20 protein-coding genes and 7 tRNA genes are annotated in these 20,753 nt (G+C 59.5%); 8 read left to right on the forward strand and 19 right to left on the reverse strand.

The annotated features are described in order from the left end of the window. Positions 1 to 5: 5 nt before the first annotated feature. Both QP363_RS02385 and QP363_RS02390 read right to left on the reverse strand, forming a co-directional pair. Positions 6 to 761, reverse strand: coding sequence for a YebC/PmpR family DNA-binding transcriptional regulator (locus QP363_RS02385; protein ID WP_070446794.1), 756 nt, complete (start codon positions 759 to 761; stop codon positions 6 to 8). Positions 762 to 900: 139 nt separating this feature from the next. Continuing rightward, positions 901 to 1,767, reverse strand: a complete 867-nt coding sequence (locus tag QP363_RS02390; protein ID WP_070644900.1) for an acyl-CoA thioesterase II — start codon at positions 1,765 to 1,767, stop codon at positions 901 to 903. 118 nt (positions 1,768 to 1,885) lie between these two features. Between QP363_RS02390 and QP363_RS02395 the strand changes: the two genes are divergently transcribed. After that, positions 1,886 to 2,368, forward strand: coding sequence for a DUF3817 domain-containing protein (locus tag QP363_RS02395; RefSeq protein ID WP_070644902.1), 483 nt, complete (start codon positions 1,886 to 1,888; stop codon positions 2,366 to 2,368). 25 nt (positions 2,369 to 2,393) lie between these two features. After that, positions 2,394 to 3,608 carry a DUF2029 domain-containing protein gene (locus tag QP363_RS02400; protein WP_070644904.1) on the forward strand — a complete coding sequence of 405 codons (1,215 nt, stop codon included), beginning with the start codon at positions 2,394 to 2,396 and terminating at the stop codon, positions 3,606 to 3,608. Positions 3,609 to 3,621: 13 nt separating this feature from the next. Here the strand turns inward: QP363_RS02400 and QP363_RS02405 are convergent, their stop codons facing one another. From QP363_RS02405 to QP363_RS02480, 16 genes are all read right to left on the reverse strand, one after another. Beyond that, positions 3,622 to 4,080, reverse strand: a complete 459-nt coding sequence (locus QP363_RS02405; protein WP_070644906.1) for a hypothetical protein — start codon at positions 4,078 to 4,080, stop codon at positions 3,622 to 3,624. Further along, positions 4,081 to 5,181, reverse strand: coding sequence for a glycosyltransferase family 4 protein (locus QP363_RS02410; RefSeq protein ID WP_070446789.1), 1,101 nt, complete (start codon positions 5,179 to 5,181; stop codon positions 4,081 to 4,083). It abuts the gene before it with no gap. Positions 5,182 to 5,199: 18 nt separating this feature from the next. Further along, positions 5,200 to 6,102, reverse strand: coding sequence for a phosphatidylinositol mannoside acyltransferase (locus QP363_RS02415; protein WP_070644908.1), 903 nt, complete (start codon positions 6,100 to 6,102; stop codon positions 5,200 to 5,202). A gap of 63 nt (positions 6,103 to 6,165) precedes the next feature. Beyond that, positions 6,166 to 6,801: a phosphatidylinositol phosphate synthase gene (gene pgsA / locus QP363_RS02420; RefSeq protein ID WP_070731232.1), complete on the reverse strand. Its 636-nt coding sequence runs from the start codon at positions 6,799 to 6,801 to the stop codon at positions 6,166 to 6,168. Beyond that, positions 6,794 to 7,372: an HIT domain-containing protein gene (locus QP363_RS02425; RefSeq protein WP_070446786.1), complete on the reverse strand. Its 579-nt coding sequence runs from the start codon at positions 7,370 to 7,372 to the stop codon at positions 6,794 to 6,796. Before QP363_RS02425 ends, pgsA begins: the two co-directional genes overlap by 8 nt. Before the next feature lie 43 nt (positions 7,373 to 7,415). After that, positions 7,416 to 9,479, reverse strand: a complete 2,064-nt coding sequence (gene thrS / locus QP363_RS02430) for a threonine--tRNA ligase (RefSeq protein ID WP_284762249.1) — start codon at positions 9,477 to 9,479, stop codon at positions 7,416 to 7,418. Between the two features lie 93 nt (positions 9,480 to 9,572). Next, positions 9,573 to 10,844 (reverse strand): Dyp-type peroxidase, encoded by a 1,272-nt coding sequence (locus tag QP363_RS02435; RefSeq protein ID WP_284762250.1) that lies wholly within the window; start codon positions 10,842 to 10,844, stop codon positions 9,573 to 9,575. Positions 10,845 to 10,910: 66 nt separating this feature from the next. Then, positions 10,911 to 11,567, reverse strand: a complete 657-nt coding sequence (locus tag QP363_RS02440; protein WP_083308534.1) for a copper chaperone PCu(A)C — start codon at positions 11,565 to 11,567, stop codon at positions 10,911 to 10,913. Between the two features lie 76 nt (positions 11,568 to 11,643). Then, positions 11,644 to 12,231 carry a copper resistance CopC family protein gene (locus tag QP363_RS02445; RefSeq protein ID WP_070711296.1) on the reverse strand — a complete coding sequence of 196 codons (588 nt, stop codon included), beginning with the start codon at positions 12,229 to 12,231 and terminating at the stop codon, positions 11,644 to 11,646. Between the two features lie 188 nt (positions 12,232 to 12,419). Next, the gene (locus tag QP363_RS02450; protein ID WP_284762252.1) at positions 12,420 to 14,486 is read right to left on the reverse strand and encodes a VWA domain-containing protein; all 2,067 of its coding nucleotides are present in this window, start codon (positions 14,484 to 14,486) and stop codon (positions 12,420 to 12,422) included. Positions 14,487 to 14,657: 171 nt separating this feature from the next. Next, positions 14,658 to 14,733 (reverse strand) — tRNA-Gly (locus tag QP363_RS02455). A gap of 43 nt (positions 14,734 to 14,776) precedes the next feature. Further along, a tRNA-Val gene (locus tag QP363_RS02460) sits at positions 14,777 to 14,848 on the reverse strand. Positions 14,849 to 14,880: 32 nt separating this feature from the next. Beyond that, a tRNA-Cys gene (locus tag QP363_RS02465) sits at positions 14,881 to 14,951 on the reverse strand. A gap of 31 nt (positions 14,952 to 14,982) precedes the next feature. Further along, a tRNA-Gly gene (locus QP363_RS02470) sits at positions 14,983 to 15,058 on the reverse strand. Between the two features lie 38 nt (positions 15,059 to 15,096). Further along, a tRNA-Val gene (locus QP363_RS02475) sits at positions 15,097 to 15,168 on the reverse strand. A 62-nt stretch (positions 15,169 to 15,230) separates the two neighbouring features. After that, positions 15,231 to 15,306 (reverse strand) — tRNA-Gly (locus QP363_RS02480). Positions 15,307 to 15,596: 290 nt separating this feature from the next. On the opposite strand from QP363_RS02480, the gene QP363_RS02485 reads away from it, so the two are divergent. The 5 genes from QP363_RS02485 (at position 15,597) to msrB (ending at position 19,203) form a co-directional block, all read left to right on the forward strand. After that, a tRNA-Val gene (locus QP363_RS02485) sits at positions 15,597 to 15,671 on the forward strand. Positions 15,672 to 15,931: 260 nt separating this feature from the next. Beyond that, positions 15,932 to 16,828: a TDT family transporter gene (locus QP363_RS02490; protein ID WP_246821797.1), complete on the forward strand. Its 897-nt coding sequence runs from the start codon at positions 15,932 to 15,934 to the stop codon at positions 16,826 to 16,828. A 91-nt stretch (positions 16,829 to 16,919) separates the two neighbouring features. After that, a complete protein-coding gene (locus QP363_RS02495; RefSeq protein ID WP_284762254.1) occupies positions 16,920 to 17,570 on the forward strand; it encodes a dihydrofolate reductase family protein in 651 nt (216 codons plus the stop codon). Positions 17,571 to 17,581: 11 nt separating this feature from the next. Then, the gene (locus tag QP363_RS02500; protein WP_070644919.1) at positions 17,582 to 18,793 is read left to right on the forward strand and encodes a glycosyltransferase family 87 protein; all 1,212 of its coding nucleotides are present in this window, start codon (positions 17,582 to 17,584) and stop codon (positions 18,791 to 18,793) included. Next, positions 18,790 to 19,203, forward strand: a complete 414-nt coding sequence (msrB, locus tag QP363_RS02505) for a peptide-methionine (R)-S-oxide reductase MsrB (RefSeq protein ID WP_070644921.1) — start codon at positions 18,790 to 18,792, stop codon at positions 19,201 to 19,203. The genes QP363_RS02500 and msrB overlap by 4 nt, the downstream gene beginning before the upstream one ends. A gap of 56 nt (positions 19,204 to 19,259) precedes the next feature. On the opposite strand, the gene hemQ is transcribed toward msrB, so the two are convergent. Then, a complete protein-coding gene (hemQ, locus tag QP363_RS02510) occupies positions 19,260 to 19,961 on the reverse strand; it encodes a hydrogen peroxide-dependent heme synthase (protein ID WP_070446778.1) in 702 nt (233 codons plus the stop codon). 176 nt (positions 19,962 to 20,137) lie between these two features. Here hemQ and QP363_RS02515 point away from each other — a divergent pair, with 176 nt between their 5' ends. Next, a complete protein-coding gene (locus QP363_RS02515) occupies positions 20,138 to 20,752 on the forward strand; it encodes a DUF3000 domain-containing protein (protein WP_070446948.1) in 615 nt (204 codons plus the stop codon). Position 20,753 lies beyond the last annotated feature (1 nt).

The raw sequence follows: 20,753 nt of genomic DNA on the forward strand, positions 1-20,753 counted from the left end.
CCTTCTTAGTCCTCGTCCAGCTCGGCGAGGACCTCTTCGCTTAAGTCCATGTTGGTATAAACGTTCTGGACATCATCCGAATCCTCGAGAGCATCGATGAGGCGGAAGATCTTGCGGGCATCATCTGCCTGCAGCGGCACCTCAACGGAAGCACGGAAGTCGGTATCGGTGTCATCGACCTCGATATCGGCAGCAACGAGCGCCTCGCGCACGGCAGGAACATCGCCCGGTGCGCAGGTGATCTCGAACTTCTCGCCGTTGTCATTGACCTCTTCGGCGCCGGCCTCGAGGACGGCGAGAAGGATGTCATCTTCACTGAGTTCGCCCTTCTCCACCATAACCAGACCGGTGCGGGAGAACATATATGCCACGGAACCGGACTCGCCGAGGTTGCCGCCATTCTTAGACATCGCAGTGCGGACGTCCGTCGCCGCACGGTTACGGTTATCCGTCAGGCACTCGATGAGCATGGCCACGCCGTTCGGGCCATAGCCCTCGTACATCACGGTTTCCCAATCGGCACCGCCCGCCTCTTCGCCGGAACCGCGCTTGCGGGCGCGCTCAATGTTGTCGTTGGGAACGGAGGCTTTCTTAGCCTTCTTGATCATGTCATCGAGGGTGGGGTTGGCTGCAGGGTCACCGCCGCCGGTGCGTGCTGCCACCTCGATATTCTTGATCAGCTTGGCAAATTCCTTGCCACGCTTGGCATCGTTCGCCGCCTTCTTGTGCTTCGTTGTTGCCCATTTAGAGTGGCCTGCCATGTCATCCCTTTCGATGTGGCTTAAAAGACTTGTGTGGAAACTGTTGTAATTATACGGCCTCAACGAGCCTCCACCTGCACAGGGGCTGCATCCCGCCTGCATCCACAGCAGAACCCACTGGAGAAAAGTGTTTTAGGCGTTAGAGATTTTGCCAATTGCCATTGGCACTGGAGACTTCGCTGTCGGGATGCAGGGTGCGTGTCAGCCCCTCCTGCACCGCCACGGCCAGTAGCTCGCCGCGCTGATTGAAAATCTTTCCTTGGGCAAGCCCCGTACCAGTTTGTGCCGAGGGACTGGACTGTGAATACAGCATCCACTCATCAACCCGCACTGGTCGCAAGAACCATAGCGAATGGTCCAAACTTGCTAGCTGAATCTTTTCGCCTTGGTGCGGCAGAAGCGCCGTGCGAATCAGCGTCATGTCAGACATATACAACAACGCTGCCTGATGGAGGGACTGCTCGGGGGTGGTAGCAAGCAGTTCACCGGTATTGCGGAACCAGATATTCCTAAACCCGGCCCCGGTGGTTTCGGCGGCAACAGCATCACGGTCTGCGTCCGGAACAAGCCGCACATCCCAGTCTTCCCACTCTTTCAAAATGATGCGGGTGGAATAAGGCGAGCCCTTAATGCTCTCCGGTGTCGGCACCTGCGGCATCGCAGCCTGGTGTTCAGGGCCACTGTCCCCAGACACGTGGAAACCAGCGCTGAGCATAAAGATCAAACGATCCTCTTGAAAGACACGCACATGGCGGTGCACAAATGAGCGCCCATCCCTAACCCGCTCGACTTGGATGGTGGTGGGTGCGCTCGAATCGCCCGGCCCCACGAAGTAACAGTGCAGGGAGTGCGCTAACTTGCCCTCTACCGTCAGCTGCGCTGCCCTCAGCGCTTGCGCCATAATTTGTCCGCCGAAGGTGCGCTTAATCCGCGATGGAACCACAGGGGCGCGGAACTCATCTGTGCCGATCCGCTCAATATCGACCGCCTGGGCCACCGATGCCATGCCCTACTCCCTTCCTTTAGCGTTGTGGCCTACGCCGTGTTATGGCGCCCGCCACACCAACCTCGACCATCCTACTCACATGCTGATCCACGCCCAGAGGTTGCGTACTATATTCCGCATGACTTCCACCACCCCGCACAGCGTGCACCGCGTGGCCGCTTACCTGGAAATGTTCACGTGGGCCCTACTGATCTTCTCGATGATCCTCAAATACTCCGGCGCCACCGAGGCACTCACCCCCATTGCGGGAGGTATCCACGGCTTCGGTTTTCTCTGCTTCTTGCTTATGACGGCGCTGGTATGGATCAACAACCGATGGTCACTCGGCGTGGGGATTCTAGGCTTGGTAGTCACCGTGATTCCCTTCGCGGCCTTGCCTTTTGCAGTGTGGGTTTCGCGGCGCGGACTCGTCGCCGGCCCATGGCGGTTTAGCGATGACGCTCAGCCACGGGGATTCTTCGACAAGATCCTGGCACAGGCCATCCGCCACCCAGTACGCACCGCAATCATCGCGCTGTTCGTTGTAGCTGTAGTCTTTAGCGTTCTGCTCATGTTGGGTCCGCCCGTCGATGTCGAGTCCACCATTGAAAACAATCGCTAAGGCTCCCAGCATCTGGCTTGGGTGGGTGCTGGCACGCCTTTTCCTTATCTACCTACTCCTCAACGAGAAGGGTCCGCTCGGGGACGTTCGGTATTACCTCGAGGGCGTCTACGGCACTAACCCCAGCGACATGACGGAATATCCCCAAGTCGGCACCTGGCCCAGCGTTCTGCTTGCGTGGCTTACTGGCTACGACTTTGAGCGCTATGCCGTCGGCTTTACCGCAATGGTGCTGCTTGCCGACGCCACCTTCCTCGCCCTTCTCCTGCGCCATCACCGGACCACCCCAGGGGCGTATAGCGCTGGGTGGTTCTGGGTGTTCTTCGGCACCGCGGCGGGCCACGTATTCGCATGGCGACTCGATCTTTATCCTGCCTTGCTTGTCGCTGGCGCGGGCGCGCTTCTGGCTACCCGCCCGAGACTTGCCTCGGTTTTGTTGGCTTGGGCCACCGCCGCGAAACTGTGGCCGGGGGTCCTCGCTGCTGGGCTTGTCGGGCGAGCAACCTCTCGCGATACCTGGCAGCGACTAGCCGTGTTCTTTGGAAGTCTCGTTGCCCTGTGCCTCGGCGTGGCTGCAATGACCAGCGTGGATCGAGTTCTCTCCCCATTGACCTATCAAGGAGAACGCGGCCTCCAGATTGAGTCTCTAGCCGCCACCTGGTTCGTCTACCAAGCTCATCACCAGCCTGATGTGTGGACGATGGGATACGCGGCCTCGAAAAGCTTTGAGATCACCGGCCCCGGCGTCGACACAGCGATTGCGTTGAGCAGCATCGCCATGGGAGCGGCCCTCGCGTGGATCGTGGGAGTGGCACTCGTGCACTTTCTGCGCGGGAATTGGAGCCCGCACTCTTCCCTCGTCTTCTTCATCGCGGCGATCCTCCTTCTCATCGCGACAAATAAGGTCTTCTCCCCGCAATACATCGTGTGGCTTGGGCCGATACTAGCGGTGGCGCTTCGCTCCCCTACTCCCACGGCGGCCACCACCCCACGGAAGGTGGCCGCTGACATTAAAGGGGTACGCGCCATCATGGCGGTGCTCGCTGTAGGAACGGCGGCCTTGGGAACCGTCATCTACCCCTATGGGTATAACTACATCTGGTTCTTTGTGGGCGAAAACCCCAACCCGGTCTACGCGCTCCTGTTGCGCAATCTGCTCATCCTGGCAATGACCGCATGTGCCGTCTACTGGCACCTGCTTGAGTACCGTGTGGCAAGAGCGAATCAGGCGCGGGTGTGACAGGGCGGGTGAATCACACGTCGATCTGACTGAGCTCAAAGTACTCCGGCAATTTCGCGGTTCCTCCCAGACGCAGCAGCTTGACGGCTGGCCGCAGGCGCAGCGCGCGGGTATCGCTGACTGCCTCGTTGTAGAAGCGATGCGCTAGGTGGATGCGACCTTCGGCGTCGGCAAGCACGGGCGGGCGTGACTCAAAGCGCTGCGCAATAGCCGCCGAAAGCTCCCGTTCCCGGGCGGCTCGTTCATCGAAATGCCCTTGCACAAGCTCCGTTGACTCTGCGCGCGCCGCGATAGCCTCAAGCTCAGGAGCCAAGGCACTTATCACTGCTGCGCGGCGATCCAGAGTGGCTTCGAGCTGTGCCAAGGCTGCGTCCGTGCGAATGTGGAGCGAGTTGAGCCGCTGCGCCGTGTACAGCGCCCACATACCTAGTACGAGGAGCACAGCGAGGATGATAACTATCTCGATAGCCATTTATGACACCCGGACCTTTGTGCCATCCGCCACGGTCTCGTATACCTGCATGACGGCTGCGGCCACATGATCCCAGTCGTATTCGCGGGCACGCTCCACCCCCGCCCTAATCAAGGCCTGCCGCTTGTCCGCATTGATCACTAAATCCTGCAACACCCGCGCTAAGTCCGTCGCATCACCGTTCTTAAATAAGGCGCCTGCGGGTTTCTCCGAGTCTGCGTTGCACACCGCGGCGAAGGCCTCCAGATCTGAAGCCACCACTGCGCATCCAGCGGCCATTGCCTCAACAAGAACAATGCCGAAGCTCTCGCCGCCTGTATTGGGAGCCACATAAATATCAGCGCGCCCCAAAATAGCCGCCTTCTCGGCATCACTGACACGCCCCACGAAGTCAACCCCCGGAACGCGTCGCGGGTGTCCCCCGCCCATAACCGTCACCCGGACCGGCTGCGGGAGTAGCGTGAGAGCCTCAAGAAGAATGTCCAAGCCTTTTCGCGGCTCATCGAGCCGGCCCAAGAACACAATCTCAATCTCTGAATCATTCTCTTTATGCTCGGCGCGGGCACGCTCGCGCGCATAGACAGAGGTGTCGACCCCATTAGGGATGAGCACAGGGTCCCCTCCCAACTGCTCAACCTGCCAGCGCCGAGCCATCTCTGAAACCGCAATACCTCCCCGAACCTTTTCCAGATACGGACGGAGGAAAGGCTTAGCCAGGGTCAATGCCAGAGAGCTCGAGGCCGAAGCATGGTACGTCGCTACGATGGGCCCGCGCACCACTGCCAGAGCAGCCATGGAATAACTTGGGGAGTTGGGTTCATGGATATGGAGGATGTCGAAATCTCCCTCGCGGATGAAACGCTTAATATTGCGGCGCACGTGCGGGCCAATAGAGAGACGAGCCACGGATCCGTTATAGGTAATCGGCACCGCCCAGCCACCCTTGCGAACAAAGCTGGGAACCTGCGTGCTCGCCGCTGCGGGCCCGAGTACTTCCACGTGGTGTCCTTGCTCAATGAAGACAGTCGCCAAGTCAAGGATATGAGCCTGAACTCCACCGGGTTCGTCGAAGGAATAAGGGCAGATGATGCCTATGCGCATGATCTGTGTTCTGCCTTTCTACTTCTTCTGGCGAGCGGCTCGCCGCCGCTCCACATCGGCGTTCCAATGCGGCTGCAACATGTGCCAGTCTTCTGGATGTGCCCTGATGTTCTCCGCAAAGCCATCCGCAAGGCGCTGGCACGTCTCCTGCAGGTCAGTGACCTCCACCTCGGGGCTGACCGATAGCCCCCAATCCTTACCGTCAAACCACGAGTGCACGACATGGAGTGCAGCTCCTGTCTCGATGGCCAGCTGGGCGGGGCCGGCGGCAACGTTAGCCTCTTCGCCCATGAAGTCTACCGTCACACCGGTGCGCGTGAGGTCCCGCTCAGACAACAAACACACCACCCCACCGCGTTCCAGAGTGTCCTTCAGACGCGGGTAAGGAGAAGAACTGCCACCGGTCAGTGGCAGGACAGTAAAGCCAAGGCTCTCGCGGTAGTCCACGAAGGCGTCAAAAAGCACCTCTGGCTTCAAGCGCTCAGCCACCGTAGTGAAGCCGCCATAGTGCCCCACGCAGAAGACACCCGCCATGTCCCAATTACCGGAGTGCGGAAGCGCAAAAATCACCCCGCGCCCGGAAGCCACGGAGGCATCAGCATGTTCCTTGCCTCGCAGACCTGCCAATAGATGCCTCTGCAGATCCGGAACCGAATGGATAGCAGGCAGACGGAAAGCCTCGAGCCAGTAGCGCATATAGGAGCGCATCGAATCCCGCACCAACTCCCGCGTGACGTTTTCCGCCCCCACGACCCGGCTCAGGTTCTGGCGCAGCTGTTCCATGCCTTGGCCGTTGTCACTTGCCAGATCCGCGCCGCGTTCGAACAGCCAGGCTGCCAGCGGCTGGGGAAGGAAGCGCACAACCTTCCAGCACGCGATGTATGCGGCGGCGGTCAGCCGGTCACGGTCCAGTAGAGCCACGGTTCGGGAGCCTTTCTGTGTGGGCTGAGGGCGCGGTACCTTCCGGTAGAAGAGGGTGTCGGACTAAATGTGCTTCAGTTCCTTCTTGAAACGCGCCTTGGTGTCCTGACGCGCTGCTTGGCGCATGCGCTGGTAAATGGTGAAGACAGAGCCCACGGCCAGCAGCCACAGGGCAACCTCGAGTGCATAAGGCACGCCCAAGCCTTCCAGCCCCACGCCGCCGAGGCCCAAGATGAGGCGCTCGGGGCGTTCGACGAGTCCGCCGACCATCTTAAAACCGGAGGCTTCGCCGCGCGCCTTGACATAAGAAATGACCTGGGAGCTCACGAGCACCACCATGCAGGCGGCGAAGTTGAGAGGGTGGGCGTTATCGACGTACACCATCCAATAGGCGATCGCTGCGAACAAAGCACCGTCAGTGATGCGATCGCAGGAGGCGTCGAGAGTCGCGCCGAAGTTGGATCCGCCGGTGGTCAGGCGCGCCATGGTGCCGTCGAGCATGTCGAAGGCAGCAAAGAGTCCCGACAGCAGCGCCGCCGCAAAGAGGTGATCAAGCGGGATCAGGATAACCGAAATAGCAATGGTGACGATTGTGCCCACGACGGTGACGACATTGGGTGTGAGCCCCATCTTCAGGAAGAGTTTGGCCACTGGGACCACAACCACGGCGGCGGGTTTGCGCCCATGAACACTAAGCATGCGCTTCTCCTGAAATGATTCCCTCGGCGGCGAGCTCCGCCCACCCCTGCGCCAACAGGGACCGGGTGTCTTTGAGGAGCTGCGGCAGCACTTTGACGCCGTCCACAATAGTCATGAAATTTGAGTCCCCGCTCCAGCGCGGAACGATGTGCATGTGCAGGTGCTGCCCCACCGAGCCGCCCGAGGCGCGCCCCAAGTTAAAGCCAGCGTTGACGGCATCGGGGCCGGAGACCTTCTTTAGGACGCGGATGGCGGCTTGGGCAAACTGAAAAAGCTCGCGAGATTCTTCCTCGGTGAGGTTTTCCAGCTCTGATTCCTGACGGTATGGGATCACCATCATGTGCCCGGCGTTATAGGGGTAGAGGTTGAGAACACAGTAGACAAACTCGCCACGCGCAACGATGAGCCCGTCCTCGTCCGACATCTGTGGAATCTCCACGAACGGATTATGGGCTTCCTTGGGCACGTCGCCGGCGCCGCCCTCACGCTTGATGTAGCTCATGCGGTACGGCGCCCACAGGCGCTCTAAGCGGTCGGGGGTTCCCAGGCCGGTATCGACGTACTCTCCCACTCTGTGTGTTCTCCTTTTCTAACCTCTACCTAGATGCATCCGCCTAGACGCGTTCAGCGATAGTGTCCTTAGTCGGTTGTTCGTTGTTGCGCTCACGAACCCATGCTTCAATCACGTTGATTGCTGTCTCTACGGGCACACCGTTGACCTGGGTGCCGTCGAGGAAGCGGAAGGACACCGCGTTGGCATCCACGTCACGCTCACCGGCCAACAGCATGAATGGAACCTTGCCCGTGGTGTGGTTGCGGATCTTCTTCTGCATGCGGTCATCAGAGGTATCCACGTCAGCGCGCAGGCCGCGTGCGCGCAGCTGTGCACAGACTTCCTCGAGGTGCGGGGCGAAGGTATCGGCGACCGGGATGCCCACCACCTGGTGAGGTGCCAGCCACGCCGGGAATGCACCCGCGTAGTGCTCCAGTAGCACGCCGAAGAAACGCTCGATGGAACCGAAAAGTGCGCGGTGAATCATGATCGGGCGCTGCTTGGAACCATCCGACGCCGTGTACTCCAGTTCAAAGCGCTCCGGCAGGTTGAAGTCCAGCTGCACAGTGGACATCTGCCAGGTACGGCCGATGGCATCGCGCGCCTGAACGGAAATCTTCGGGCCGTAGAAGGCCGCGCCTGCTGGGTCCGGGACCAGCTCGAGGCCGGACTTCTCCGCCACCGACTGCAAGATAGCCGTCGAGCGCTCCCAAATCTCATCCGAGCCAACGTACTTGTTGGGGTCCTTGGTGGATAGCTCCAGGTAAAAGTCATCCAGACCGTAGTCCTTGAGCAAGGAAATGATGAACTCCAGAACCTTGGTCAGCTCGTCTTCGAGCTGCTCCGGGGTGCAGTAAATGTGCGAATCATCCTGGGTAAAGCCGCGGGCGCGGGTCAGGCCGTGGATAACGCCCGACTTCTCGTAGCGGTAGACCGTGCCGAACTCGAAGAGGCGCAGCGGCAACTCACGGTAGGAACGACCACGAGAAGCGAAGATGAGGTTGTGCATCGGGCAGTTCATCGGCTTGGCATAGTAATCCTGAGGCTGCTTAGTGCAGTTGCCGTCCTCATCCCACTCACCGTCGAGCTGCATCGGCGGAAACATGCCATCCGCGTAGAAGTCGAGGTGGCCGGACTTCTTGAACAGGTCTCCCTTGGTCAGGTGCGGGGTGGACACGAAGGAGTAGCCGTCCGCGATGTGGCGACGGCGGGAGTGCTCCTCCATCTCCATGCGCACGGTGGCGCCATTCGGGTGGAAGACGGGGAAGCCGGAACCAATCTCATCCGGGAAGGAGAACAGGTCCAGCTCAGCACCCAGGCGGCGGTGATCACGCTTTTCGGCCTCTTCGACCATGGTCTTGTAGGACTCCAGGGCCTCCTTGGATTCGAAGGCGGTGCCATAAATGCGCTGCAGGCCAGCCTTGGACTGGTCGCCGCGCCAGTAGGCAGCAGAGGATCGCGTCAGGGTGAAAGCCGGGATGTACTTGGTGGTCGGCACGTGCGGGCCGCGGCAAAGGTCAAACCACTCCACCTCGCCGGTGCGGGGGTTTACGTTGTCATAGTGGGTCAGATCTCCGGCGCCCACCTCGGCGGCCTCATCGGAATCTGGATCCACGTTGCCCTTGTCCTGGACCAGCTCCAGCTTGAAGGGCTCGTTGGCCAATGCCGCTTCAGCTTCTTCGGTGGTGGCGTAGACGTGGCGCTCGAAGCGCTGGCCGCCCTTGATGATCTTCTTCATACGCTTCTCAATGGCCTTGAGGTCCTCCGGGGTGAAGGGCTCAGCGGTCTGGAAGTCGAAGTAGAAGCCATTCTCGATGGCCGGGCCAATGCCCAGCTTAGTGCCGGGGAATTCCGCCTGCACTGCCTGGGCCATGACGTGTCCGCAGGAGTGGCGGATAACGGCGCGGCCGTCTTCCTCGCAGGCAGCAACCGGGGTGAACTCGGCGTCCGTGTCCGGGGTGTGGGAAAGGTCGTAGAGGGTTCCATCGGCGCCGCGGACGACGACGACAGCTTCCGGGCCCTTGTTGGGCAGCTCATGCTCGCGCATCGCTGCTCCCACGGCAATACCGGCGGGGACCGTGATTGGTTCGTAGTTCACCGGGACTGCTGGAATCATTTCCGCCATGACTTGGTGCGCTCCTTTGCGCTCACGCGCCGCTCGACATACCTGGCCGAGCAGCACTCAACGAGAAAGTTACAGCGGCTTAGTCTACCCCTCTTAACTGCGTATGAGCGATTCGCCCCAGAAGGTTTCGCCTTCAGTTCCGGCCGGCATGTAATACACGGCCGAACCAATGTGGCGAATCCACTCATTGAGGCGATCCGCTTCATCAAGGCGCGCTTGAATAGGCTCGAACTGCGTCGTCGGGTCCTTCTGGTAGCAGATGAAGATCAATCCCGCGTTGCTAAGTTCACCGCGCTGGGTGGTCTCCGGAGTCGGCGGCAGGTTGTAGTTATACGGGCGACGCAAAAGCTTTTGTTCTGGATGCTCTGCCGGCGGATGCGCTCTGGCGACATGCGAGTTTTCATCAATGGCTTTGAGCCCAAACTCGTTGCGGGCATCCAGATCCACCGGGTCGAACTCGTCCTTAGCGCCTAGAGGAGCTCCGGTATCGAGCGTGCGCCCAGTCGAGTTCTCACGTGCCGCGCGATCAAGCTGCTCCCATGTGTCCAGGTTCATGTGAATGCGGCGTACCACCATGGCGCTGCCGCCGGCGAAGGGGCCGTCTTCGATCCACACCTGTTCGTTGAAGTCTTCATCGCTTCGGGGATTGACCGTTCCGTCCTTTTGCCCAAAGAGGTTGCGCGGAGTCATACCCTTCGGTGCGGAGCCATAGGCATGGCTGAATCCCTGTTGGATCCACGCAACATCGGCGTAATCTTTGCCCGCGCGGGTCATATGCCGCAATACGAAGGCGGCAGTGAAAGGGTCATCGCTGCAGATCTGCAGGACGATATCTGTCTGGCCCCATTCCGGGCGGAGGTCATCATGGTCAAAAGCCTGGATATCGCGCAGCCAGCTGGGCTTGGCGACGTCCACCGTGTCGAAGAATCCCTCTCCCCAACCGCACGTGACGGTGAGGTTTGCTGGGGTGGTAGACAATTCGGGTTCGAGGCTGCCCAACGGGTTCTCACCGGTGCACAGACGGCGGGCGTCTTCTGTCCACAGGCGCATGAGCGCGGCCGCGCCGCGTGCGGTGGTCCCCTTTTTCAGATTAAAGCCCACCAGTTCCACGTGCGCTTGGACCGGAGTTTGGATGCCCGCTTGGTGCTTTCCGTCGAAGGCGACGATATCGCCGCCCATGGTCTCCTCGCGGCTGTCCGGACCGGTGCTTCCGGCGTCCCCAGCCTGTGCTGCGCGGGAGGCATCCGCAGATGCCTGTCCAGGTTCATCCCCTTTCGCACAGCTTGCAAGCGCTACCGCGCTTGCCGCCACAGCACTTCCGGCGAGTAATCCACGCCGGCTGACAGGTTCCGCGAACCCGCTCATCCTTGATTTCTCCCTATCTCGTGAGAACCGATTTCTTGCCTACTTTGGCCCAGAGCACGCTAGTTTCTAGTGCGCGTGCTCTTCCTTCTTCATGTCAGACATGTCTGCGGACTCCGAGTGGTCCATGTGCTCTGCATGGTCCATGGATCCGTGGTCCATATCGCCGTAGTCTTCGTCGCCGGCACCAATGGTGCGCACCGGGATATCGCCGAGCTCGACGGAGGAACCGTCGGCAAGCTCCAGCGTGAGGGTGGCAGTCTCACCGGCCATAACAGGCTCGGTCACGCCCATCAACATGAAGTGGAAACCGCCCGGCGCGAGCTCAATGGATTCGCCGGCAGGGATATCGAAGCCGCCCTCCTTCTCCTGCATGACGCCATCGACAACCTCATGGATCTCATAGTGCTTCGCCTTTACCGAAGAGCTGAAGCCAAGCACGTTGATATCCTTGTCCGTGTTGTTGTGGAGAGTGCCGAAGATAGCGGTCATATCGGAGTCCTCCTCCATGGCGCGCACAACAGCATCCTCGAACGTTACGCCAGACTCAGCGGAGGAAGAAGCCGAAGTACTGGTCTCTGCGTCCTTGTCCTTCTCCGCGCTGCTTGCAGCGCTCGACGGAGCCGCGGCGGAATCCTCTTCGCTCGGGGAGCAAGCCGCCAAGGTCAGGCTGCCTGCTGCGAGAGCCGCCACGGAGACACGGAGGAAAGAACGGGTATTCAGCATGGGACATGCCTTTCTGCAGTAACAGTAGTTAAGGAAAGTGCGGATTGACTCTCGTCTCATCAGCGGCTGGTGGTGTTTAGCCTTCTGAGCCTTCTCCACCAGCGCGGCGGGTCTTTGCTCCGAAGGCAAAGAGCGCTGCGCCGACAACGAGAACTGCCCCTACGCCAATGATCCATCTGGCCGCAGTGGGCAAGGAGCTCAGCGGATCCTGAGACTCCTGCGCCTCTTCGCCTTCCTTGGCACCATCGGCAGAAGCATCTGCAGCCTCATGTCCGCCGGCCCCAGAGCCCACGCTAAACGGCACGGAACCGAGCGTGGAGTGGCCATCGGAGGAGGTAATGCGGAAACCTACCTGGTATTCACCATCGCCAGGTTCGATGTCCTGAGGAACCTCAACGGTGAGATTGCGGCCATCAATGGTTGGGGTGGCGTCAAAGAGCACCTCGCCGCTTGACTTATCGCTCACAGCAAAAGTATTGAAGTCATCCCGGGGAATACCAGAGAACTCCAGCGTGATTTCACGCGGAAACTCTTCCAGCGGTGCGTCACCCACCACGTTTCCGCCAATGACTGAGTCATGTGCCACCGCTAGCGGCGCGGACAACCCAATCGCAAGGCCCGCGGCCCCAGCGGCAATTCCCGTAGTGACCTGACGCAGCTGCATTTCCCGGATTACTCCTTGATGGTCTGATGAAACTTTTGGTTGAAGGTTCCCTCATCCTATCGCCGGGAGGGATCCTCGAGCCAATCCTTACCCCGCACGGATTGTGCGGGGTTACCAAGTAGTCGTTGCACGCGGCGGAAAAGTTCCCAGTCCTCTCCAGCAGCAAGGTCGTGTTTCTTATAAGACTTCTAGTGGCTACGTCCGCGCAGAAGGATAACTACCAGGATGATTACGGCAAGTGCAATGATGCCCAGCGCAGCGGCTAAGAGATAGCCAAGAATGCCAAAGCCAAAGCCTTCATCCTCATCGGCGCTTGCTGCTTGGTCCACTTTTCCTTCGTCACCATCACTCTTCGGTGCCTCAGTCTGGTCCTTGACGGGTTCATAGATTGGGCCTTGGATTGGCTCCCCCAACACCTTGGACGTGAGGTAATATTTCATGGTGGCACGTTTGTCAGTGAAATTGCCTTCACTATCCGCTAGATTATTCCCCGTACCTGCATCTAGTGTCACCACGATGTAGTAGTCACCCTCCAACCAGTTCGCGTTGCCATAAGAGGGTGCAGAATCCGAGCTGAAGCGGTTAGTGAAAGCAATAGGGTTTGCTGCCGAGACCGATCCCTCGTCCCCCTCATCGGGCCAGATCAAAGACTCATGCTCTCCAGCTTTCTCACGAACTGGATTGAGGATAGACACATCGAGGCCTGAGTACTGGAGAGCCTTCTTATCCGAAGCCTCTCCAGCTCTAATTGCGGCAGCCAACTGCTGTCCTTCCTTCATGGGGACCTTGTAGACGTGCGCTTCGCCCTGAACAATGTCGGTTTCGATGGCCTGACCGCTGCGAAGCTCCGTGGCATTGTCAAACCAGTTTCCGGGAGCCATCTGTTCAGCATCGTTGGCGTTGGCATGGAGTTCGCCGTCCAGCTCGCTGCTAAGACCACTAACAAGCTCGTCAATGTTGGATACTGGGTCAACACGGTGAAGCAGAATCTCCACGTCGAAAGGTTCATCGGCCTTGTACTGGCCTGCGCGCATCGCCGTCAAGACCAAGTCGCCCTGGCAATTCTTGGAACCGATTTCGTAGGTATAAGCGCTAGCGTTTGCCAAGGCCTCAGATACAGTGCCGGTGTTCGCACTTTCCCAGTCAGCTGTGCAATCATCTGAGCCTTCGTCGCCACCATGCGTACCCGTTGGCGGTTCTGTACCATCGCCGAAAAATGTCTTCAAATACAGGTCGTTCGGTGTTCCCACTGCACCTTCAAGTGTCTTGTACATCGTCGCCACATAGCGCTCACCCGGCTTGACGGGGATCGACCATGACTCAGCATGGAAATCGGTGCGAGATTCCTCGCCGCCGTTCGGTGGGGCATCCAACTCCGCGCGGAAGATGAAGTCCTCACCAGACTCCCAGCGTGGAAGCTGCGTTGGTCGGCTGATGTCTTCGCTGCCTTCAATCTGTTCAACATCGGATTGATAGATGTCCGCGGCGCGCCCTGCTGCCTTCTTGATCATCGCTGCCAATGAGTCTGCATCATCGGCGTCGAGATACTCGCCGCCAGCGGCATCTGCAATACAGGAGAGCTCCTTTCGGGCCTCCTCATCGACGTTAAAACCAATGGTGTTGATGACCAGATCGACGCCCTGCTCGTGAAGCTCTTTGGCCACCTCACATACTGGCGGCGGCGCACAGGTATCGATTCCATCAGAGACAAGCACAATGGTGCCGTGCTGGCCACCCAATTCCTCGGCGGCCTTCTTCAGGGAATCACCAATCGGGGTGTAGCCCTTTGCATGGAGCGCATCGATCGGGCCAGTGAAAGAATCCCCTACATCCTCTTTGGGGCCACTGACCACGTGGATGTCTTGGCACCCTGCTTCCTGATTCTCTGGTGCTTCGTCGACCGTGCCGCCGTAAGTAACAAGCCCTAGTGGGATAGTCCCACCAAGCTCAGAGACGAACTTCTTCGTTGCGTCCTTCGCGGCGTCGAGGCGGGTCTGCCCGCCAGCGTCTTGCGCATTCATCGAGCCAGAAGAATCGAGAACAAGCATCGTTGCGCCGCTCTGGGAATCGGCCGCACCCCCATTGGAGGTTGCTTCGGAGCTCGGCTCGACGCTCGGCGTCACCCCGGTGGGATTCTGTGCAAAAGCTGGTATCGACGCCACGCTGAGAAACGCGATGAGTAGCGCTGCGAGAATAGCAAAGACCCCGCGTAACAGGCCCTGCGGGGAAGACGAAGGTGGAGAAAAGGCTTTCATGATGTCTACTTCCTTGAGACGACAAGACTGTGAGAAACATCATAAACAGCTGACCGGAAGTTCTCTCGCTGACGGGGAAGAGCCCCCTCACCCCCTTAATCCTTAACCCCCCTTAAAATCCGGGAGACAGAAAACTAAAAGTGCCCCTCCAATTTGGAGGGGCACTCGATGTGGAGCGGATGACGAGACTCGAACTCGCGACCCTCACCTTGGCAAGGTGATGCGCTACCAACTGCGCTACATCCGCGTGACGAGCTCTCGCTCGTCGTGGGCTCCTAGTGGAAACCCTGTGCGCGATACTGGGATTGAACCAGTGACCTCTTCCGTGTCAGGGAAGCGCTCTCCCGCTGAGCTAAACGCGCTCACGGCACCCAGAGTTGGGCGCCTGCTCTTGAGGTGGAAACGGGAATCGAACCCGTGTGCACGGTTTTGCAGACCGTTGCCTCACCACTCGGCCATTCCACCGTGGCGATACCGCCTCACACACTACATGTGCTGGAGCGGATGACGAGACTCGAACTCGCGACCCTCACCTTGGCAAGGTGATGCGCTACCAACTGCGCTACATCCGCATTCGAAACCAGGCCCGGTTTCTAGGACTAAGTCCTTGTGCGCGATACTGGGATTGAACCAGTGACCTCTTCCGTGTCAGGGAAGCGCTCTCCCACTGAGCTAATCGCGCCTATGCATTTATCAAGACTCTTACTTGAACCTAGCCAAGTGACCTTGACTTCAAGAAAGTCCTGGAGCGGATGACGAGACTCGAACTCGCGACCCTCACCTTGGCAAGGTGATGCGCTACCAACTGCGCTACATCCGCATTGCACGTTCCCGGCCGGTATGCCGTGGTGCGAGAAGAAACTTTATCGTGCGCCGCCCCAGTTTCCAAATCCGCAGCCCACGGCACTAATCCCCTGACTTCCAACAGGATTCAGATTACATCAGTGTGATTGAGACTGCAGTTACAACGGACACGGCAGGGATGGCGGTTGCAAGCCCCCTTATTAACTCCATCAAGGCTCTAGTGCCGACAAGCCACAAATTAAAACACGGTTGAGCTGGACGATTAGGGGTTTCCATATGCGCGGTGTACTTTAAAGCCTGCACCGAGGTTCTATAGCTCAGTGGGAGAGCGTTCCGTTCACACCGGAAAGGTCGCTGGTTCAATCCCAGCTAGGACCACCATTATTACTGCGAGTCAGCAACATGCAGTACTGGATAAAAGCCTCCACGTGGAGATGATGAGGATAATAAACCTGCATTCATCCTTTCTCGCGGGGGTGTTTTCTCGTTGCGCCTCATACTGACCACCGGAGCTAGACGCATACCTTAACGCGTTGGGGTCACGGCACGGTCGAACAAGCCTGCACAACATTGAACCTGCCCCCTGGCGCAGTTATCCAATTACTCCATAAAAGTTCACTAGCAACAAGTGCAGGAATAGGATGATTTTCGTGCAGTTGCCAAAGTTTGGCCCAGCCTGGGCAGGCGCCTTGATGGGAACCTCCATTGCGTCAACTTTGTCGGGTTTACATGGTTTAGACGTAGGCCAAATTGTCTTCGCTCTTATCGCAGCAATGCTGCTGGTGATTTTTACCGTGGGGACAAAGAATGAACCTCCTCGGCACCAGAACATGGCGGCGTGGGGGATGTACACGATGGGTCTGCTGGCGTGCGGCTCGGCGTGGACTGCGTTAACCGGAAACGTTGCCTTCCAGTTAGTAAGTTGGTGGATTGGCGCACCGCTTTCTGTCGTGGTGTGCCTGTGGCAGCTCTGGGGGTTATTCCAGCAGCCGCACCACTACGACAAGCCCGCTTTTCCTTGGGGGCTAGCGCTGGTTTCCCCTATGGTGGCGGCGACCTCCGCAGGCCAATTGGCTATCAACCATGGGCAGTTCTATCACTTTGCCGGCGAGCTGTGCTTCTTCCTCACCTTCATCACGGCAATTCCACTGTTCGCCTATTGTTACCGGTCTCTTGTACAACGCCGAGATAGGCCGCGGGGCGCAGCTGCAGGTACAGCGTGGATCCCGCTGGGCGTGGTTGGTCAATCAACGGCCGCCTCGACTTTGCTTTTTGACGCCCACCTCTACGGCATCATCATGTTCGCCATCGGAGCACCCTGCGTAGCATTCGCCATGTACTGCTTCTACCAAGCGGTATTCGCGTGGGCTCCCTACGGCCCCGGCTGGTGGGGTTCGACCTTCCCAGTCGGAACGCTGTGCCTAGGTTCATGGGATGAAGGCTGGCACCGGTTGTCCTTCGCTTTACTGGTGCTCTTGCTGCTCCACTGGGGAGCCTCCGCGCTGCGTTTCGGCACGTGGCGGCTCCAGAGCGCCTAAACTTCTGAAGCCCGGCCCAGCCCACAGCCCAGTCCAGCGCAGGGGCAGCCCAGCCCAGGCATAGTCACCCTTTGAGGTACCGTAGGGCGCCATGAGTGACACTGCGCTAATAGAACGCCTGCTGGGCCCAGACCAAGAAGGAATCCGCTTAATTGCGGTGAGTACGCTCCACGGCTCCGCCACCATCGATGGCACCTCCGAACCGATGGGCAACGACACCGACGCTGAACTCTTTGCCGCCCTACGCGAGTGGGCGGACGTTGCCGTCGTCGGCTCAGCCACGGTGGAAGCAGAAGATTATGGGCCGGCGTCAAATACCCGTCTCGCCGTCTTCAGCCACTCCCTCGATTTTTCCGGCTTCGAGGACTTCATTGCAACTGGCCCCCTCGTGCTTACCCCCGCAGAACGCGCATCTTCACTCGAGGCACGGCGCTTAGCCGACGCTGGTGCCGAAGTCGTTAGCACAGGTACCGGAACCATGAGCGAGGCTATTGCTGCCCTCCGCGCCCAGGGCGCGCGCCGCATCAGTTGTGAAGGTGGGCCATCCGTCTACTCCGCCTTTATCGCAGAAGGCCTCGTAGACAAGCTGTATTTGACGCTTGATCCGCACCTTTCCCCTTCCGTCGAAAAGCCAGTCGTTGACGGCGAGGCCACCTCCCCCGCGCTCAAGCTCGAGCTAGAGAACGTCACCGCCGTCGACAACACGGTGTTTCTGCGCTACCGGCGCACTCAGACCCCGTAAACTGTGCTGCCGTGACTTCTCCGGCTCCCTCACCCTCAGATTCCACATTCGCTGATTCCGCGCGACTGTGGACGGCCGCCGCGTGGCCCGCCGCCATTGTTTTGGTCTTTCATCGCGTGTTCGTGCTCGCTGTTAACGGCTCGGTGACTGATGATTTCGGCACCGTCTACCGCGCGATCCGGAACCTGTGGGTGGGCACCCCGGTCTATGAACAGAACTATTCTTTCGTCGAACCGCTCTACCTGTATAACCCAGGCGCCACGGTCCTCTTGTCCCCCTTGGGGCTCGTGTCCGAGGAACACGCGCGCCTCGCCTTCATTCTGGCCAACGCCGCCGCCATCATCGCTGCACTAGCCGTGTTGACCCGCTTCGTGGGCCACACCCTGCGGGGCCCACTGTGGCCGGTCAGCATCGCTGCTGCCTTCGCTACCGAATCAGTTATCAACACGTTGGTCTTTACCAACATCAACGGTTTATTGCTGCTCGCGATGGTGGCATTTTTGGTCTTGTTGGACAAGCACGGATGGGCCGCTGGCTTGTGCATCGGACTGGCAATTCTGGTCAAACCACAATTTGCCCCGCTGCTCTTCCTCGCCCTCGTCCGCAAGCGCTGGCTCACTGTAGGCTTGGGCGTAGCCGTACCTTTGGTAGTCAACCTTGCAGCCTGGCCGTTCGTCCCCGGCGTGGAGGGCTTCCGCGCCAACCTTGTGCCTTACCTGTCCACCACGCGCGATTATGCCAACGCCTCGTGGCCGGGCGTGCGCGCCTACTTCGATCTCCCCGGCATCATCTACTACCCCATCTGGTTGCTCTTCGCGGCTCTAGCGGCAGTGGCGATCCTCGGTCTGCTGCGCTGGCACGACAGTGAGCCCACCTTCTGGGCGCTGAGCACCAGTGGTGCCATCATGGTCGGCATCTTCTTCCTTTCCTCCCTGGGTCAGCAGTATTACTCCATGTGGCTTATCCCCATGCTGTTTACGGTGGTACTTGCGCGCTCGGTCTTCCACACGTGGGGAGCATGGTTGGCCGCATTTTTATTCTTGGCGCCGCTCGAGTGGACGTCGTCCAGCATGCCCACCGCCGCGCACTGGATGAGCGTCTTTATCGCTACCCTTGGGTGGGGACTGCTCATTGTGGTCACCGCCGCCTCGGTGGCCGGCTGGTGGGCTGCGGAGCGAGGCACTAGCCCCAAGCATCAAGCGAGCGATAAAATCCCTGCATGACTGATTACAAGCTCATTGCTGATGCTGAATGGCGCAAGCGCCTAAGTCCGGAGGAATACCACGTCCTGCGCGAGGCTGGCACCGAGGCACCGCACGTCGGTGAATACACCAACACCACCACCGAGGGTGTGTACTCCTGCCGTGCCTGCGGTGCCGAGCTCTTCCGCTCCACGGAAAAGTTCGAGTCGCACTGCGGCTGGCCGTCCTTCTTCTCCCCTTTGGCCGGCGACGCCATCATTGAGCGTGAAGACAATTCACTGGGCATGCGCCGCATCGAGGTGCTGTGCGCCAACTGCGAATCCCACCTTGGACACGTCTTCGAAGGCGAAGGCTACGATACGCCGACGGACCTGCGCTACTGCATTAATTCCATCTGCCTCGACCTAGAAGAAAAGCCGGTCGAGGACTAAACCCTCAACCGACTTCCGGTGCCTTTCGCTGCCGCTACCCCGAATTATCGCAGCTCTTAAGGCAGGATAGCGATGAGCTCAGCCACGTCCTTCACGCGGCGTCCGGTGTGGAAGGGAATTTCCTCACGCACGTGGTGGCGAGCCTCGGTGTAGCGCATCAGGTACATCAGGTCCACGATGCGGTGCAGCTCTGGGGCCTCAAAGGCCAGGATCCACTCATAGTCACCCAGCGCGAAGGCCGGCACGGTGTTTGCGCGCACATCCGGGTAATCACGGCCCTGCATGCCATGCTCCATGAGGATGCGGCGGCGCTTTTCTTCATCCATGGTGTACCAGTCGTAGGAACGCACGAAGGGATAGACAGAAATCCACTCGCCAGGTTCTTCGCCCATGATGAAGGACGGCAGGTGAGATTTGTTGAACTCCGCCGGGCGGTGCAAAGCATTTCCTACCCACGTCACCTCAGAAACCTGGCCCAGGACGGTCTCGCGGCGGAAATCCGCGAAAGCCTTCTGGATGTCGGCGAATTCTTCCGCGTGCCACCAAATCATGTAATCAGCGCTCTCGCGCATTCCGGACAGGTCATAGATACCGCGAACGGTAACCACGCCTGCCTCCTCGAGCTCAGAGAAGAACTTCTGCGCCTGCGCCACGATCTCCTCGCGCTCCGTGCCCAACGCACCCGGGATCACCTGAAATACCGCGTGCTGCGAGTAGCGCTGGACCTTGTTGAGCTCGGCGAAGTTGACCTTCGACATGCCTTTCTCCTTCTTTCAACCGACAGAGTTTCTTATCCATCATAAGTTGGAGGCGCCTCCGCGCGCCACTAGCTTTTCGGCGCGCCTTCCACCGCCACACGGGCGGAGCTTATACCTTGATCCCCGTGAGCAATTCCGACGTTTCTTCGCGCAACCTCGCAGGGGCACCGACCAACCTGCACGATCGCGCCGCCGCCTCTTCCGCCGAATCGCGCCCTGCGGAGCCGAGCACTCCGACCGCCTTCACGGAGGCCGTCGAGTCCCTCCATACCGCACAGCTGCGCCCCGAAATCACCTTGGGCACCATCCGCCCACCGCAACGCCTGGCTCCATTCAGCCACGCCATCGGCCTCGAGGTTGAGCGCACAGAACACGGGGACCTTATCCCTACTGACTCTGAAGGCGATGCCTTCGGCCGCCTCATCCTGTTGCACGACCCAGGCGCTGAGGAAGCCTGGGAAGGTGCGATGCGCCTGGTGGCCTACATCCAGGCAGACTTGGACGATGCCGTCGCCGGGGACCCGCTGCTTCCCGACGTCGCCTGGGAATGGCTCACTGAATCCCTCGACGTGCGCGAAGCTACTCATACGAATTTGGGAGGCACCGTCACCTCGACCGCTTCCGTTCGTTTCGGCGAAATTGGCGGACCACCGCGCGCCTACCAATTAGAAATGCGCGCCTCGTGGACTGCCTCCGGCCTGGATCTCGCCCCACACGTCGAAGCTTTTGCGCAAGTCCTCTCTCTCGTCGCTGGTTTGCCGCCAGAGGGCGTAGCCGAACTCGGACGCTAAG

Source organism: Corynebacterium sp. UMB6689 (assembly GCF_030215295.1).
Classification (GTDB): domain Bacteria; phylum Actinomycetota; class Actinomycetes; order Mycobacteriales; family Mycobacteriaceae; genus Corynebacterium; species Corynebacterium aurimucosum.

What these genes read in the sequence shown, in the direction of transcription:
- QP363_RS02445 (WP_070711296.1), bottom strand. Translation starts at nt 12,231, where the DNA reads ATGCAGCTGCGTCAGGTCACTACGGGAATTGCCGCTGGGGCCGCGGGC.
- hemQ (WP_070446778.1), bottom strand. Translation starts at nt 19,961, where the DNA reads ATGTCGAAGGTCAACTTCGCCGAGCTCAACAAGGTCCAGCGCTACTCG.
- QP363_RS02410 (WP_070446789.1), bottom strand. Translation starts at nt 5,181, where the DNA reads ATGCGCATAGGCATCATCTGCCCTTATTCCTTCGACGAACCCGGTGGA.
- thrS (WP_284762249.1), bottom strand. Translation starts at nt 9,479, where the DNA reads ATGGCGGAAATGATTCCAGCAGTCCCGGTGAACTACGAACCAATCACG.
- QP363_RS02490 (WP_246821797.1), top strand. Translation starts at nt 15,932, where the DNA reads ATGATTTTCGTGCAGTTGCCAAAGTTTGGCCCAGCCTGGGCAGGCGCC.
- QP363_RS02440 (WP_083308534.1), bottom strand. Translation starts at nt 11,567, where the DNA reads ATGCTGAATACCCGTTCTTTCCTCCGTGTCTCCGTGGCGGCTCTCGCA.
- QP363_RS02405 (WP_070644906.1), bottom strand. Translation starts at nt 4,080, where the DNA reads ATGGCTATCGAGATAGTTATCATCCTCGCTGTGCTCCTCGTACTAGGT.
- QP363_RS02390 (WP_070644900.1), bottom strand. Translation starts at nt 1,767, where the DNA reads ATGGCATCGGTGGCCCAGGCGGTCGATATTGAGCGGATCGGCACAGAT.
- QP363_RS02495 (WP_284762254.1), top strand. Translation starts at nt 16,920, where the DNA reads ATGAGTGACACTGCGCTAATAGAACGCCTGCTGGGCCCAGACCAAGAA.
- pgsA (WP_070731232.1), bottom strand. Translation starts at nt 6,801, where the DNA reads ATGCTTAGTGTTCATGGGCGCAAACCCGCCGCCGTGGTTGTGGTCCCA.
- QP363_RS02385 (WP_070446794.1), bottom strand. Translation starts at nt 761, where the DNA reads ATGGCAGGCCACTCTAAATGGGCAACAACGAAGCACAAGAAGGCGGCG.
- QP363_RS02395 (WP_070644902.1), top strand. Translation starts at nt 1,886, where the DNA reads ATGACTTCCACCACCCCGCACAGCGTGCACCGCGTGGCCGCTTACCTG.
- QP363_RS02450 (WP_284762252.1), bottom strand. Translation starts at nt 14,486, where the DNA reads ATGAAAGCCTTTTCTCCACCTTCGTCTTCCCCGCAGGGCCTGTTACGC.
- QP363_RS02435 (WP_284762250.1), bottom strand. Translation starts at nt 10,844, where the DNA reads ATGAGCGGGTTCGCGGAACCTGTCAGCCGGCGTGGATTACTCGCCGGA.
- msrB (WP_070644921.1), top strand. Translation starts at nt 18,790, where the DNA reads ATGACTGATTACAAGCTCATTGCTGATGCTGAATGGCGCAAGCGCCTA.